At 44.9% G+C, this 13,471-nt stretch carries 16 protein-coding genes; 10 read left to right on the plus strand and 6 right to left on the minus strand.

Annotation, left to right across the window (positions count from 1 at the left end; translation table 11 throughout):
* Window positions 1-48: 48 nt before the first annotated feature.
* From JAO78_RS11200 to JAO78_RS11220, 5 genes are all read left to right on the plus strand, one after another.
* Complete coding sequence (locus JAO78_RS11200) at window positions 49-288, plus strand: hypothetical protein (RefSeq protein ID WP_226751449.1); 240 nt, start codon at window positions 49-51, stop codon at window positions 286-288.
* Between the two features lie 571 nt (window positions 289-859).
* Complete coding sequence (locus tag JAO78_RS11205) at window positions 860-1,366, plus strand: hypothetical protein (protein WP_226751450.1); 507 nt, start codon at window positions 860-862, stop codon at window positions 1,364-1,366.
* A gap of 27 nt (window positions 1,367-1,393) precedes the next feature.
* A complete protein-coding gene (locus JAO78_RS11210; protein ID WP_226751451.1) occupies window positions 1,394-1,702 on the plus strand; it encodes a hypothetical protein in 309 nt (102 codons plus the stop codon).
* Window positions 1,703-1,792: 90 nt separating this feature from the next.
* Window positions 1,793-2,395 carry a hypothetical protein gene (locus JAO78_RS11215; protein ID WP_226751452.1) on the plus strand — a complete coding sequence of 201 codons (603 nt, stop codon included), beginning with the start codon at window positions 1,793-1,795 and terminating at the stop codon, window positions 2,393-2,395.
* An 89-nt stretch (window positions 2,396-2,484) separates the two neighbouring features.
* Entirely contained in the window at window positions 2,485-3,099 is a 615-nt protein-coding gene (locus JAO78_RS11220) for a hypothetical protein (protein WP_226751453.1), read from the plus strand.
* 572 nt (window positions 3,100-3,671) lie between these two features.
* On the opposite strand, the gene cspE is transcribed toward JAO78_RS11220, so the two are convergent.
* Together cspE and ald are read right to left on the minus strand one after the other, a co-directional pair.
* On the minus strand, window positions 3,672-3,881 hold the full coding sequence (gene cspE, locus JAO78_RS11225; RefSeq protein ID WP_027670166.1) for a transcription antiterminator/RNA stability regulator CspE: 210 nt from the start codon (window positions 3,879-3,881) through the stop codon (window positions 3,672-3,674).
* Window positions 3,882-4,175: 294 nt separating this feature from the next.
* Window positions 4,176-5,294 (minus strand): alanine dehydrogenase, encoded by a 1,119-nt coding sequence (gene ald, locus JAO78_RS11230; RefSeq protein ID WP_226751454.1) that lies wholly within the window; start codon window positions 5,292-5,294, stop codon window positions 4,176-4,178.
* A 134-nt stretch (window positions 5,295-5,428) separates the two neighbouring features.
* Here ald and lrp point away from each other — a divergent pair, with 134 nt between their 5' ends.
* From lrp to serS, 5 genes are all read left to right on the plus strand, one after another.
* A complete protein-coding gene (gene lrp / locus JAO78_RS11235) occupies window positions 5,429-5,914 on the plus strand; it encodes a leucine-responsive transcriptional regulator Lrp (protein WP_226751455.1) in 486 nt (161 codons plus the stop codon).
* A 177-nt stretch (window positions 5,915-6,091) separates the two neighbouring features.
* A complete protein-coding gene (locus JAO78_RS11240) occupies window positions 6,092-8,665 on the plus strand; it encodes a DNA translocase FtsK (RefSeq protein ID WP_226751456.1) in 2,574 nt (857 codons plus the stop codon).
* The gene (gene lolA / locus JAO78_RS11245; RefSeq protein WP_226751457.1) at window positions 8,665-9,369 is read left to right on the plus strand and encodes an outer membrane lipoprotein periplasmic chaperone LolA; all 705 of its coding nucleotides are present in this window, start codon (window positions 8,665-8,667) and stop codon (window positions 9,367-9,369) included. Before JAO78_RS11240 ends, lolA begins: the two co-directional genes overlap by 1 nt.
* A 20-nt stretch (window positions 9,370-9,389) precedes the next feature.
* Window positions 9,390-10,718, plus strand: coding sequence for a replication-associated recombination protein A (locus JAO78_RS11250; RefSeq protein ID WP_226751458.1), 1,329 nt, complete (start codon window positions 9,390-9,392; stop codon window positions 10,716-10,718).
* A 102-nt stretch (window positions 10,719-10,820) separates the two neighbouring features.
* A complete protein-coding gene (gene serS, locus JAO78_RS11255; RefSeq protein WP_226751459.1) occupies window positions 10,821-12,110 on the plus strand; it encodes a serine--tRNA ligase in 1,290 nt (429 codons plus the stop codon).
* Between the two features lie 9 nt (window positions 12,111-12,119).
* Here serS and JAO78_RS11260 read toward each other — a convergent pair whose 3' ends face one another.
* The 4 genes from JAO78_RS11260 to JAO78_RS11275 are packed head-to-tail and all read right to left on the minus strand — an operon-like array spanning window position 12,120 to window position 13,466.
* Window positions 12,120-12,461 (minus strand): TusE/DsrC/DsvC family sulfur relay protein, encoded by a 342-nt coding sequence (locus JAO78_RS11260; RefSeq protein WP_226751460.1) that lies wholly within the window; start codon window positions 12,459-12,461, stop codon window positions 12,120-12,122.
* 31 nt (window positions 12,462-12,492) lie between these two features.
* Complete coding sequence (locus JAO78_RS11265; RefSeq protein WP_226751461.1) at window positions 12,493-12,756, minus strand: DsrH/TusB family sulfur metabolism protein; 264 nt, start codon at window positions 12,754-12,756, stop codon at window positions 12,493-12,495.
* Between the two features lie 3 nt (window positions 12,757-12,759).
* Window positions 12,760-13,116, minus strand: coding sequence for a sulfurtransferase complex subunit TusC (tusC, locus tag JAO78_RS11270; protein ID WP_226751462.1), 357 nt, complete (start codon window positions 13,114-13,116; stop codon window positions 12,760-12,762).
* On the minus strand, window positions 13,116-13,466 hold the full coding sequence (locus tag JAO78_RS11275; RefSeq protein ID WP_226751463.1) for a DsrE/DsrF/TusD sulfur relay family protein: 351 nt from the start codon (window positions 13,464-13,466) through the stop codon (window positions 13,116-13,118). Before JAO78_RS11275 ends, tusC begins: the two co-directional genes overlap by 1 nt.
* Window positions 13,467-13,471: the final 5 nt, after the last annotated feature.

Raw genomic sequence — 13,471 nt, forward strand, 5'->3', positions numbered from 1 at the left:
TGAATCATGGAGCTAGCTGAAAGATGGCGTCTTATCGAAGCTGAATTGATGGCAGCTTTCGAATTACTACCAAGCAATACTATAGAATCTGATAATGGATATAGAAAAGGGGATTTCTTGGACTATATCAATGCAAATGAGCTGCTTTTGGCAATGGAAGAGCTAGATGGGGTAATCGAAGATAACCCAAGCCCATCAAAGGAGTTTTGGGTGCGCTTGATTAGCGCTTCAAAACTAATGGGTAACAAGCATCTGGTCAAATACGAGTCCATTTTAAATGCAACATAACAAGCAAATATTATCGCCAGCAAAAAGCGCTGGCTGCGACGTCAACCCGCTGCGCGGCTTTCCGCGCTAAATTTGAGCGTTACATTTTTGGTTGGGACCGAGCGAAATGAATTACCTTAAAAGTGGGATGTATGTTTTTACTTGTACGGTTGCTCCTTTTCTTACGTGGTATTTGTTACAAACGTTAGTTTTTAGCCAATGTGATCCTAAATTTGGTTGCTTCGGGACGTTCAAATTATTTTTTTTCATATTGATTTTATGGGGGCTACTGGCTGTAGTTGGTCATATTTCTAACTTGTTTATTCAGTCAATAATGAAAGGAACACCACTAAAAGCAAATAACTACATGGTGGGATTATTCGGTTTTATTTACGGTTTTGGACATTTGTCAGTGTTCTCATACCATGGTATTGATCTGATGTTCATATTTTTTGCATTATTAGCAGCATACTTTTTAAGTTTGGTTTCTACGCTAATTAAATAAAATGTAACAAACGCCTAAAACAACGCGGCCTCTGGCCGCTGGACTCGCAACAAGTTGCTCGCCGTTTAGGCGAGCGTTAGAAGAACTATGAAACATCTGATGATAATCCCAATTCTGGGGCTAGGCGTAATACACGTAGTAACTTGGTTTGGTATTTTGCCGCCGACTTACTTAACTATTGGTTTGTCTGCTGCATCTGTAGTTGTATTGTTCGTCGGGATAATTTCTGTAAAAAGTTATGCTGATCGCACCGGTGAGAATTTAGGAGAGAAAGTTCTAGGAAATTTGAGTATTAAGCCCTTTTTGTTTGGTCTAGTCGTATTGGCGTACTTCTTCTTTAATTTTTTCTATAGTGCTTCAATGGGAGGAATTACTAAAATCGAAAATGGTAAGTATTTTGCCATGATGGAACCGACCAAAGAGAATTATGAGATTACAGAGTCTGAATACAATGAACGGCAACCTCACCAAGTACGCGCCATGACTGGACACCCATTAGTATTTGGAATAGTTGGTTATATCATGTTTAGTGTGAGTCGTTCCTCTAACAAGCCAAGCAAGAATGACGCACAAAATACGCGCGCCTCTTCTTGACGCGTTATAGCGCTAAATGGAGCTCAGATGTTAGGGAATAAACGAAAGTACAAAATTGCGTCATTTATCTTTCTGGTTTTAGGCTCGGCAGTTTTTGTTAATACGGCAATAGAAATTTTAGAGTCTGATAAATTCAGCTTTTTTGAGCTTCTGAAGGGTATTGCTGGCGCACTAGGTTGTATTTCAATCGGCCTTGCCCCGGAAAAATTATTCTTACCTATGTCTGAAGCTTTTCAAAAAGTTGGTGCCAGTAAGAGGCATCAAGTTTCAGACAAGCTGATTATTGGTGCTGGACTGTTAGCCATAACTGGTTTAATCGGCTCAGTCGCGCTATAACAAACGCCTTAAACAACGCGGCCTCCAGCCGCTGGACTCGCAACAAGTTGCTCGCCGTTTAGGCGTGCGTTATGATTCAATGAGGAACAAGTGGCACAATTAGACTTTTATGCCAGTAGTTCAGATGTTATCACTGTCATCGATTATATGTTTGAGCTATCTCCAATGAGATTATTTGAAGCATACTCTCGTATAGATCATGGAATTAGAGAATTTAAATCCGGTAAGGATATTCTTGAGTCTTCGCATATTGAAGACAATCATGGTGGGATTTTTGTGCGGGGTTGGTGGGAATCAGTGACTTCTGCACCTTATGTCAAAAGATTCGATCTGAATCCAACTGTTGGTAGGTTTCGGGAATCATTGGAAGGTGTTGGCACTTTTCAACTTCTCCAAGGTCGGCCACATGATCTAGCCGATAATGCCTTGAACCTAAGTTGCTTTACGCATTGGAATGAGAAAGGCGCGTTACAAAGAGCGAATTGCTCAGATTCAGAAATTAACGAAGTTAATTGGTCGGAATTGAAATGTCTTTCTGGAAAACTTCATCGCCAAATTAGAAGTACATTTTCTAAAGCCAAATTATTTAAACGCCCAATTTTAGAAGGTGCGTACTCAGATTTAAAAAATGGCGGAAAACTCTTTGGGCAACCCGGTGTTTATTTGATAGGGTCCAAAGAAATTGAATCATAACAAACGCCTAAAGCATCGCGGCCTTCGTCCGCTGGACTCGCAACAAGTTGCTCGCCGCTTAGGCGAACGTTATAACTCAATGGATAGTCATGCGTATAAATCTTGGTGATGTTTTAAAAGAAAATGATGATGACTCAATAATCAAAGTCATTGGCATTGACGAGCATGAAGTATTTTATGACGCATGGTGGGAGCACAGCCAAACTTGGGGTTTGGAAAAATCAAGAACTGCTACATTTTACAGGTTAGGCCTAGAATTCTGTCTAGACAGTTACTCATTTGTTCGAAATGAACCATTAAATCAAAAAGAGTTACTAAAATTCCAACCTGATTTGCCCCACAGAACAGCTAATCTATCAGATTGGCACTGGAACCAAATTGAATATAAAACTCTTGAAGAATTTCAAGACAAGCTTGGCTTGTGTGCTGATACTTTAAAATTTCAAGAACACATCAAAGTAAGTAAACTTGCGATTATTCCATTAGGCGCAAATGGTGGGCATAAGCCAAAAGTCATTTTAACTCCCGATAATGGTGAAATTTTTACCCCAATAGAATTGTTGTGGAAAGCACATAATATACAAGCTGAGTATAAGACCAATATTGTGTCAGGGGTTGGTATTTATCGGCTTGGTATTTCAAATAATGTGCCGTCATATTACTTAGGTGGTAAAGGTGATCAAGCTGGCAATTTTGAGTTATAACAAGGCCTTAAAGTCGGATTCGCAACAGTTGGCTCGGTTCCGCTTCGCTTCACATTTTAGCCAACTATTACTCACCGCTTAAGGCGGCGTTCTGCTAACTCCTAAAAGCGGACTTAAAAGCCTTAATGTTGGAATGTCTGCAATTGGCACAAACAAGCGATTCAGCTAAGCGAATACCGCCCTGGCATTTTATTTCCCTTAGAGCGAGCCGACTGATCATCGTTGACCAAGGTTTTAAAAAACGGGTGTTTGAGTGCAGCGACGAAGCATAACACGAGTGATGTTTTCGCCTTGGACAACGCATGAGCAGCTGGGCTTTCGAGCGGCAGTGGGGCGCAATTTCTTTGGATACGTTCTTTGGCGATGCAAAAGAAAGTCTCTCGCCAACGGCGAAAACGTGAATGCGATTTACCAGCAGAATGCGAGAATGAAGAACAGGGCAATATAAAATATCAGAGGAAACAACAGCAAACAAAAGAGTAAAGTAGAAACAGGAATGGCAGAAACAAAAAAGGCCAGCAAGCTGACCTTTTATACTATCTCAAATCGAGAAGCGCTTTATAAAAGTACTATTACAGTACAGTTACGTTAGCAGCTTGTGGGCCTTTTTGGCCTTGTTCGATTTCGAAGGCAACACGTTGGCCTTCATTTAAGGTTTTGTAACCTTCAGTTTGGATAGCACGGAAGTGAACGAAAGCGTCAGCGCCGCCGTTGTCTTGAGTGATGAAACCGAAACCTTTATCTGCGTTGAACCACTTTACTACACCAGTTACTTTAGCCATGAGAGACTCCTAAAAATTTTAAAAAGTTATTTAACGCGAAATGCGCTTTTAGCCTGACTGTTACTTATGTGGCCAAACGTGCGTGAATCTTCAGGACATGACTTACAAGCGAAGCTGTGTAGCGAAGTTTTCAAAAACAAGTTGTTACATAGGTCTGTACTACAGGCCGGAAAGCACTATAACAGGTCTGAGCGGAATGTATAGCTTTATCGGATAATAAATCGTTAAAACAAGCAGAAATAAAAAAGCCGGTAAAAAATACCGGCTGTTTGCTCAGATTAAAGGTAACGCTAATTAGGCACCAATAGCGGTTTCTGGCGCTACGTAAGCCAGTTTTAACGCGTCAGCAACACTTTCGTTAGTCACTAAGCCACGGTACACGTTTAGACCCGCTAACAGATGCTTGTCATCTTGTAAGGCTTTTTTGTAGCCTTTGTTCGCCAAACGAATAATGAAAGGCAGGGTGGCATTGTTCAAGGCGAAAGTAGAGGTACGTGGCACCGCACCTGGCATGTTCGCAACACAGTAATGCACAACTTCATCAATAATATAAGTTGGATCGGCATGGGTAGTGGGTTTTGAGGTTTCCACACAACCGCCTTGGTCAATCGCCACATCAACAATAGCTGAGCCTGGCTTCATGCGTTTGATATGGTCACGGGTAATCAGCTTAGGCGCGGCTGCGCCTGGTACTAATACACCACCAATCACTAAATCAGCGGCTAAGACTTCTTGCTCTAAGGCATCAGCCGTTGAGTAAATGGCTTTAACTGCGCCGTTGAACTGAGCGTTAATGCGGCGTAACACATCTACATTACGATCCAGTACGGTAACATCTGCACCTAAACCTAAGGCCATTTGCGCCGCGTTAGTACCCACCATACCGCCACCGACAACCACGACTTTAGCGGGTGCTACACCAGGTACACCGCCTAATAACATACCGCGACCAGCACAAGATTTTTCTAAAGCACGAGCACCGGCTTGAATTGACATGCGGCCAGCCACTTCTGACATAGGCGCTAATAACGGTAAACCGCCTTTATTATCGGTGACTGTTTCATAAGCGATACAAACCGCTTTTGAATTGATTAAATCAGCAGTTTGTTCTGGATCCGGCGCTAAGTGCAGGTAAGTGAACAGAATTTGGCCATCACGTAACATGGCACGTTCAACAGCTTGTGGCTCTTTAACTTTTACAATCATGTCTGCTTGTGCAAACACGTCAGCCGCAGTCGCTAATACAGAAGCACCGGCAGCTTGATAATCTTCATCGGTAAAACCGATACCCATACCGGCTTGCTGTTCAACCAACACGCTGTGGCCATGGCCAATCAGTTCGCGAACGCTTGCTGGCGTCATGCCGACACGGTATTCATGGTTTTTGATTTCTTTAGGTACACCGATAATCATATGTTTCACCTTGGTTCAGTTGAGTAATATTTTTAGGAAGTATAGCGGCAAAAAACCAGAATTACTGCTTGTTTTAAGTTCGCTAAATAGTGCAATATGCTGTTTATGGTTACAAGTCGGGATTTTATGCTGCTATGTATTCTTTAAGTAAGAGTATCAAGAAGTTAGATAGGATTGATCGAAAAATATTAGTCGAATTACAACTCGATGGTCGTTTAGCCAATGTGGAATTGGCCAGAAGGGTAGGGCTTAGTCCTACGCCCTGTTTAGAGCGAGTGCGAAAGCTAGAATCTGAAGGTTATATCTTGGGCTATACCGCACAAGTTGACCCACACAAAGTGGGAGCCGCATTATTGGTTTTTGTTGAAATAACGCTAAGCAAAACCTCGCCGGAAGACTTTGATGAGTTCAGTAAAGCGGTGCAAAAGTTATCAGAGATCCAAGAGTGTCATTTGGTATCGGGAAGCTTCGATTTTTTACTGAAAACCCGTGTTGCTAATATGGCGGCATACCGCGAGTTATTAGGGGAAACCTTACTCCGTTTACCCAGTGTGCGCGAAAGCCGTACCTATGTGGTGATGGAAGAGGTGAAACAAAGTAGTTTTGTGCCGATGGTTTAAGCTAAGTTATTGGCTTTATACAGCTATCATTCAGCGAAAAGCCGTTACGCTATGCCGGACATAGATGCACTTTTACCCCAGCTCTGGTAACCTAGTCGCGTCAGTGGCGACAGGCAGTCGTGACTGAGCGCTAGTGGCAATTCATGGTATGAAACCGGCGTTGCGTAGCCAAGTGTGATGACGAATTTAGGGGCCTTTCTTTTGCAAAGCAAAGTGTTTTTCACGTTAAATGGAGTACAGCGATTATTAGAAGTGGGGCTGATTGTTTTTTCTGGCCTGGCACTTTTTATGTTGCTGTCACTGTTGTCTTTTGACCCAGCCGATCCGAGCTGGTCACAAACAGGCTATCATCAACAAATTAATAATTATGCTGGGCGCAGTGGCGCTTGGTTAGCCGATGTGTTGTTGGTCAGTTTTGGCTGGGTAGCCTATTTGCTGCCTTTTGTGGTGGCATTAACCGGTTATCTGTTGTTTAAGCGCTACCATGACTTATTACAACTCGATTATTTAATTCTAGGCTTACGTTTATTTGGTGTGTTGTTGACACTGTGTGCGGCAACAGCCATTAGCAGCATGAATTTCAATGATATTTATTATTTCTCTTCCGGTGGCGTGTTAGGCGATCGGATCAGCGGTAATTTGCTGCCGTATTTTAATTTTATTGGCACCAGCCTGTTATTACTGTGCGCCTTTGCCACCGGCTTGACTTTATTAACCGGTATTTCTTGGCTAACCGTGGCGGATTATTTAGGCGCACAATGTTTTGCCCTGTTTAATCTTGTGCTGAATTTTCCTCAATTCTTGGCCGAGCGGCGAGCGGCTAATGCCGAGCGCAAAGCTGAACTGGAACGAGAAGAAGAGCTCGCACCACCTACCAAAGCCATCGCCAAACGCGCGCGTATAACTCGGATGCCTGAGCCGATTGACGATGATATTGATTTTAGCGAGCCGCCAGAAAGTGTCGATCCGCATTTCTCTTTTAGTGATGATGATGTGCCAGCCATTAAACGCAAAGAGCCGCTGCCTATCCGGCCATTGAATGAACGAACTGAAAGCAAAGCTTATTACAGTGTTGACACCTTGGCGGATGATCAACTGTCTTTTAGTGCGGTGGATGATCCCTTTGATGCAGAACATGTTACCAGCACCTTCAAATATATGCAGCAAGAGGAAGAACTGGATCCGTTGATGCAGTTCCCGTCAGACGAGGATGACGCGGTTGATGACAGTGAAGAAGTCGCGCACTCGCTGGAAGAGTTACCGTCTTTAGCCTTATTGGATCGCCCCGATAAAGCGATTAATCCGATTGACCCCGCCGATTTAGAGCGTGTGTCGCGCTTAGTTGAAGCCAAGCTATTAGATTTTAATGTCGAAGCGCAAGTGGTCGGTGTTCACCCTGGCCCAGTCGTCACCCGTTTTGAATTAGACTTAGCCCCTGGGGTTAAAGTGAGTAAAATTACGGGTTTAGCCAAAGATTTAGCACGCTCATTATCCGCAATCAGTGTCCGTGTTGTGGAAGTTATCCCAGGTAAAAGCTTTATCGGTTTAGAGTTACCGAACCAGCATCGGGAAATTGTGCGTTTATCTGAAGTGATTGGCGATGAGATTTTCACCGAGTCCAAATCAGCTTTAACCATGGTGTTAGGCAAAGATATCGCCGGTAAATCAGTGGTGGCCGACTTAGCCAAAATGCCGCATTTATTGGTGGCCGGTACAACCGGTTCGGGTAAATCAGTAGGGGTTAACGTGATGATTTGTAGTTTGTTATACAAATCAACCCCTGATGATGTGCGCTTCTTGATGATTGATCCCAAAATGTTGGAACTGTCGATTTACGAAGGTATTCCGCATTTATTAACCGAAGTGGTTACCGACATGAAAGACGCCGCCAATGGCCTGCGTTGGTGCGTGGGTGAAATGGAACGTCGCTATAAATTAATGTCAGCCTTAGGTGTGCGTAACTTAAAAGGCTACAACCTTAAAGTTAAAGAAGCGGCTGCCGAAGGCGAGCCACTGAAAGATCCGCTATGGAAACCCTCTGATGATATGCGCACTGAAGCGCCATTATTAGAGAAATTACCGGCTATTGTTGTGGTAATCGATGAATTCGCCGACATGATGATGATCGTCGGTAAAAAAGTGGAAGAGCTGATTGCACGTATTGCGCAAAAAGCCCGGGCCGCGGGGATCCATTTAATCCTGGCAACGCAGCGTCCTTCTGTGGATGTGATCACCGGCTTAATTAAAGCCAATATTCCTACGCGAATAGCCTTTCAGGTGTCGTCAAAAATTGACTCGCGTACCATTCTGGATCAGCAAGGGGCCGAAAGCTTATTAGGACAGGGTGATATGTTGTATTTACCGCCTGGTTCCGGTGTGCCAACACGGGTGCATGGTGCTTTTGTTGATGATCATGAAGTTCATGCGGTTGTCGCAGATTGGAAAAAACGCGGCAAACCTCAATATATCGCTGAGATTTTAAGTGGCGAAACGACCGAAGAGAACTTATTGCCTGGTGAAACACTCGAAACGGAAGACGGCGAATCGGATCCTTTATATGATCAGGCGGTTGCCTTTGTTATCGAATCGCGTCGAGCTTCAGTCTCTGGCGTACAGCGCAAGTTTCGGATCGGTTATAACCGTGCTGCACGTTTAGTAGAACAAATGGAAAGTAGTGGCGTTGTCAGTGCGCCGGGACACAATGGTAATCGCGAAGTCGTGGTACCTGCGCCAAATAATAGAGGGTATTAATGAAAAAAAGTGCAGTGGTCGTTTTGCTCTTAACCAGTTTAAACGCAGCAGGGTTAACCTCTACGTTATCAGCGCAAACGGTAGAAGTCGTGGCACGACCTGATTTTGCGCCACATATGCAGGCATTACGGCAACAGCGCATGGCGAGCGAAGATGCCAGTCAGCCCTTGATGCAGCAACTGGCGAAAATTAAGAGTTTTTCCGCAGATTATCAACAGCGAGTTTATGATATTCAGCAGCAATTGTTGCAAGAAGGTCAGGGCAAGTTGGCGTTAAAACAACATGCGCGTTTTCGTTTTGAAAGTGAAACGCCAGAGCAATCATTGTTAGTCAGTGATGGTAAAACTTTGTGGTTTTACAACGAGTTGCTTGAACAAGTCAGTATTTATGATGCCAACAGTGAAGTGGGGCAAACGCCTTTTGCACTGCTCACCTCAACGGATAAAGCGTTATGGCAGCAGTATCAAGTCACGCAGCAGCAACAGAGCTTTTTTATACATCCTCTCGATGTCGGTAATCCGGTGCAGCAACTGATGTTGACCTTTAAAGATGACCAGTTAGTTGAAATGCAAGTTATTGATATCAACCAACAACAAAGCGTTTATTTGTTTAGTAAGATCAAGGTTAATAGCAGTATTGCCGATAAGCTGTTTACTTTTACCGTGAGCAAAAATTTAGATGTTGATGATCAACGTCAGCGTTAATTTCTACAGTTGCTTGCCTGATGAGTAGCTTACCTTTCGATTTTAATGACAACTTGATGCCGTTGGCCGCGCGAATGCGGCCACGTACATTAGAGCATTATGTTGGGCAGCAGCATATCGTTGCGCCGGGTACACCGCTTTATCAAGCGATCCTTGCTGGACGCGTTTTTTCGTTGATCTTGTGGGGGCCGCCAGGCACCGGTAAAACCACCCTGGCTGAAATTATTGCCAGTCATGCCAAGGCTAGCATGCAGCGACTTTCTGCGGTAACTGCCGGTGTGAAAGAGATCCGTGACGCCATTAGCGAAGCGAAATTACGCCAGCAGCAGTATCAACAGCGCACCTTATTGTTTGTTGATGAAGTACATCGTTTTAACAAAGCCCAGCAAGACGCTTTTTTACCCTTTATCGAAGATGGCACTATTATCTTCATCGGTGCGACCACCGAAAACCCCGCTTTTGCGTTAAATAACGCTGTATTATCTCGCACTCGGGTGTGCGTGTTAAAACCGTTAACCGATGCAGATTTAAAGACGGTATTAACACGTACCTTGCACAGTCACCCTGAGGGATTGGCTGCGCTTAAACTCAGCTTAAGCCCTGCTGCTGAGCAGCTATTAATTCAATTAAGTGCCGGCGATGCGCGGCGTTTATTAAACATTTTAGAGCAATTAGCTGAGCTGGTGCAGAATGCCACCATCAGTGTTGAGCAAGTACGGCAAATTGTGCCGCAACAATTACCGGGTTTTGATCGTGAAGGTGAATTATTTTACGACCTGATTTCTGCTTTTCATAAATCCGTACGCGGCTCCGATCCGGATGCCGCCTTGTATTGGTATTGCCGTATTTTGGCCGGTGGCGGCGATCCACTTTACGTTGCCAGACGTTTGCTGGCCATTGCCAGTGAAGATATTGGTAATGCCGATCCTCGCGCGCTGACCTTGGCTAAGGATGCTTGGGATACCTTTCAGCGGGTGGGGCCAGCCGAGGGAGAGCGGGCTATCGCACAAGCCGCGGTGTATTTAGCGCTAGCGCCAAAAAGTAATGCGGTTTATCAAGCCTTCAATGACATGAAGCAGGTAGTGGCTAGCCAAAGAGATTATCCCGTGCCGCTACACCTGCGTAACGCGCCCACTCAGTTACAAAAACAATTGGGGCATGGAGCGGAGTATCGCTATGCCCATAACGAACCTGGTGCCTATGCGGCGGGCGAGCGCTATTTACCTGCAGAGCTTTGGGGACAACAATTTTATCACCCCTCTGATCGTGGCATGGAAAAACAATTGGCAGAAAAGCTACGCTATTTACGTGAATTAGACGCCAACAGTAAAAACAAGCGTCAGCCTTGAGGAAAATCAAGGAAAAGCATTTCAATTTGCCGCGACGCTGGTTAATATTCTGACCTATTCGATTAATTGCCACCCTCGGGTTGGCCACAAGAAGTTATTACTATGTTAGATCCAAAATTTCTTCGCGCTGAGCTAGCGCAAACTGCCGAACGTTTAGCAACGCGTGGTTTAACGCTAGATGTTGCCACCTTAACTGCTTTGGAAGAACAACGTCGCGAATTGCAGATGCAAACGCAAGATCTGCAAAGCTTACGTAACACTAAATCAAAAGGCATTGGTCAAGCTAAAGGCCGCGGTGAAGACATTACGCCACTGTTAGCTGAAGTGGATGGTTTAGGCGCACAATTAGATGCAGCCAAGTTACGTTTGGATGCGGTGTTAGCCGAATTAGACAAAATTGCCTTAAGTTTGCCAAATTTACCGGATGCATCCGTACCGATCGGCGCCGATGAGCAAGCCAATGTTGAAGTACGACGTGTAGGTGAGCCGGCAACATTTGCTTTTCCGGTCAAAGATCATGTGGCCTTAGGTGAGGCCTATGCTGAAGGCTTAGATTTTGAAAGTGCCGTAAAACTTTCAGGCTCGCGCTTTGTGGTGATGAAAGGGCAAATGGCCAAACTGCATCGTGCTTTAGCGCAATTTATGTTAGATGTGCATACTGAACAGCATGCCTACACCGAGTTGTACGTGCCTTTTTTAGTGAATCACGACAGTTTATATGGCACCGGCCAGTTACCCAAATTCAGTGCCGATTTATTTCATACTCAACCGGCGACCGAGGAAGGTCAAGGTATGGCGTTGATCCCTACAGCAGAAGTACCGGTGACCAACTTGGCGCGTGACAGCATTGTCGATGTAAACGAGTTACCGATTAAATATACGGCGCATACCCCTTGTTTTCGTAGTGAAGCCGGCTCATATGGTCGTGATACGCGAGGCCTGATCCGCCAACACCAATTTGATAAAGTAGAATTGGTGCAGTTGGTGCATCCTGAACTATCAATGGCCGCATTAGAAGAGCTGACGGGCCATGCCGAGAAAATCTTACAACTGCTCGGCTTACCGTATCGGGTCATGCTGCTTTGTACTGGCGATATGGGTTTTGGTGCCTGTAAAACCTATGATTTAGAAGTGTGGTTACCGGCGCAAAATACTTATCGTGAAATTTCGTCTTGCTCAAACATGGGCGATTTCCAAGCTCGTCGCATGCAAGCACGTTTCCGTTCAGCCGAAGGTAAAAAGCCCGAGTTGCTGCATACTTTAAATGGCTCAGGTTTAGCGGTAGGTCGCACCTTGGTAGCGATATTAGAAAACTATCAACAAGCCGACGGCTCAGTGGCTATTCCTGCCGTGTTACAGCCTTATATGGGGGGTAAAACGCACCTGCGTTAAACCGACTTGTTATAAGCACTTGGCTGGTTTGGGTAAACCGGCTAGCCGAGTGGCTTGTTTAGCAGGGCCTTCAGGAAACAACATAAATAAATATTTACTACTGCCTTTCTCAGGGCCAAATTTGGCTGCCATGGCTTTGACTAACATCCGCACTGCGGGTGAGGTATTAAATTCCTGATAAAACTCTCGCACAAAGCGGATCACCTCCCAGTGCGCCTCGGTTAAGGTTATCTGCTCTAATTCTGCAAAACGCTCTGCTACCGACGGCTGCCAATCAGACATCTGCGCTAAATAACCGTGTTTGTCTAATTCGAGCTGCTGATCGCCTACTGTCAAAAATGTCATGCTCATACTGAGGTTCGATCCTTAATAAAACTTGGCGTTATCGCCATAAGATGCTTTTATTCGCGGCTGCCGTTAATTGCACCCATTCTTGTGTGTTGATCAGCTGAATATGTGCTTGCTTGGCCAGATTGCGCCATGCTAGATCACTCGATAAAGCCAGCACCGTGCACGTAAAAGGTAATGACGGTTGTAACACTAGGTAAACGGCATCTTGGCGCAAAAGTACGGTATCAGCTGGGGAACAGAGTTGAGCTAATTCGGTTAAATCTGCTGCGGGGTTAATAAGATTAAACAGTATCATGGCTTAGCACCTTATTACCTGTTCGGCCGCGCACATCAGGGCGGTTATGGCTGTCGGCGTAATAGTTTGAAATCCGGGAGGCAGCGGCAAAGCGGTCAGACCGCGTTGTGTTAATGCTTGCTGGCAGACGAAGCACTGTTCAATGTCGTATAAGCCAAATAAACCAAAACTTTTATACACCGGCTTGATGGGCGGTGCTTTTAACTCCGCAGGGCTAACTAATTGAAATACGGCATCCGCCATAAAGATGACACTGAGCTGATAATCCACGGCGGCTAAAGCCAAGGTTAAATCGAGCGCTTCACGAGCGCGGGCTTGATTAAACGGCGACTGCGTTTGCAGTATCAGGATATGTTGCATCAGAATTGCACCAATTTACTGTTGGCCAAACGCATAGCAAACTCGGCCAAGCCAGCCGCTTGAAAAAGGCTATCGTTCGCTGCTTGCACACCGCGTTTCTCTGCCGCGGTAATGCAATATAACAAAGGCAGCTGTTGCTGCTGACAAAATTTGGCTAATTCCGCTGCCAAATTACGTTCATCTGTGGGTAAGTCGATCGTCGCTGCGGCTGCGAATACGGCATCTTCATATAAAAACACCTGCTCAATGCTGTAGCCTGCGGCTAAAGCCGCTTTGGCAAATTGCAAAGCACTATCAAAGCTTTGACAAGCGAAGGGGTTTTGAGTCAACAATAAACTAAAATGAGCCACGGTAG

It is taken from the genome of Alishewanella maricola (assembly GCF_016343785.1).
Lineage (GTDB): Bacteria > Pseudomonadota > Gammaproteobacteria > Enterobacterales > Alteromonadaceae > Alishewanella > Alishewanella maricola.

What these genes read in the sequence shown, in the direction of transcription:
- lrp (WP_226751455.1), top strand. Translation starts at nt 5,429, where the DNA reads ATGTATTCTTTAAGTAAGAGTATCAAGAAGTTAGATAGGATTGATCGA.
- lolA (WP_226751457.1), top strand. Translation starts at nt 8,665, where the DNA reads ATGAAAAAAAGTGCAGTGGTCGTTTTGCTCTTAACCAGTTTAAACGCA.
- JAO78_RS11205 (WP_226751450.1), top strand. Translation starts at nt 860, where the DNA reads ATGAAACATCTGATGATAATCCCAATTCTGGGGCTAGGCGTAATACAC.
- JAO78_RS11250 (WP_226751458.1), top strand. Translation starts at nt 9,390, where the DNA reads ATGAGTAGCTTACCTTTCGATTTTAATGACAACTTGATGCCGTTGGCC.
- JAO78_RS11210 (WP_226751451.1), top strand. Translation starts at nt 1,394, where the DNA reads ATGTTAGGGAATAAACGAAAGTACAAAATTGCGTCATTTATCTTTCTG.
- ald (WP_226751454.1), bottom strand. Translation starts at nt 5,294, where the DNA reads ATGATTATCGGTGTACCTAAAGAAATCAAAAACCATGAATACCGTGTC.
- JAO78_RS11240 (WP_226751456.1), top strand. Translation starts at nt 6,092, where the DNA reads ATGACGAATTTAGGGGCCTTTCTTTTGCAAAGCAAAGTGTTTTTCACG.
- cspE (WP_027670166.1), bottom strand. Translation starts at nt 3,881, where the DNA reads ATGGCTAAAGTAACTGGTGTAGTAAAGTGGTTCAACGCAGATAAAGGT.
- JAO78_RS11265 (WP_226751461.1), bottom strand. Translation starts at nt 12,756, where the DNA reads ATGATACTGTTTAATCTTATTAACCCCGCAGCAGATTTAACCGAATTA.
- JAO78_RS11200 (WP_226751449.1), top strand. Translation starts at nt 49, where the DNA reads ATGGCAGCTTTCGAATTACTACCAAGCAATACTATAGAATCTGATAAT.
- tusC (WP_226751462.1), bottom strand. Translation starts at nt 13,116, where the DNA reads ATGCAACATATCCTGATACTGCAAACGCAGTCGCCGTTTAATCAAGCC.
- JAO78_RS11220 (WP_226751453.1), top strand. Translation starts at nt 2,485, where the DNA reads ATGCGTATAAATCTTGGTGATGTTTTAAAAGAAAATGATGATGACTCA.
- JAO78_RS11260 (WP_226751460.1), bottom strand. Translation starts at nt 12,461, where the DNA reads ATGAGCATGACATTTTTGACAGTAGGCGATCAGCAGCTCGAATTAGAC.
- serS (WP_226751459.1), top strand. Translation starts at nt 10,821, where the DNA reads ATGTTAGATCCAAAATTTCTTCGCGCTGAGCTAGCGCAAACTGCCGAA.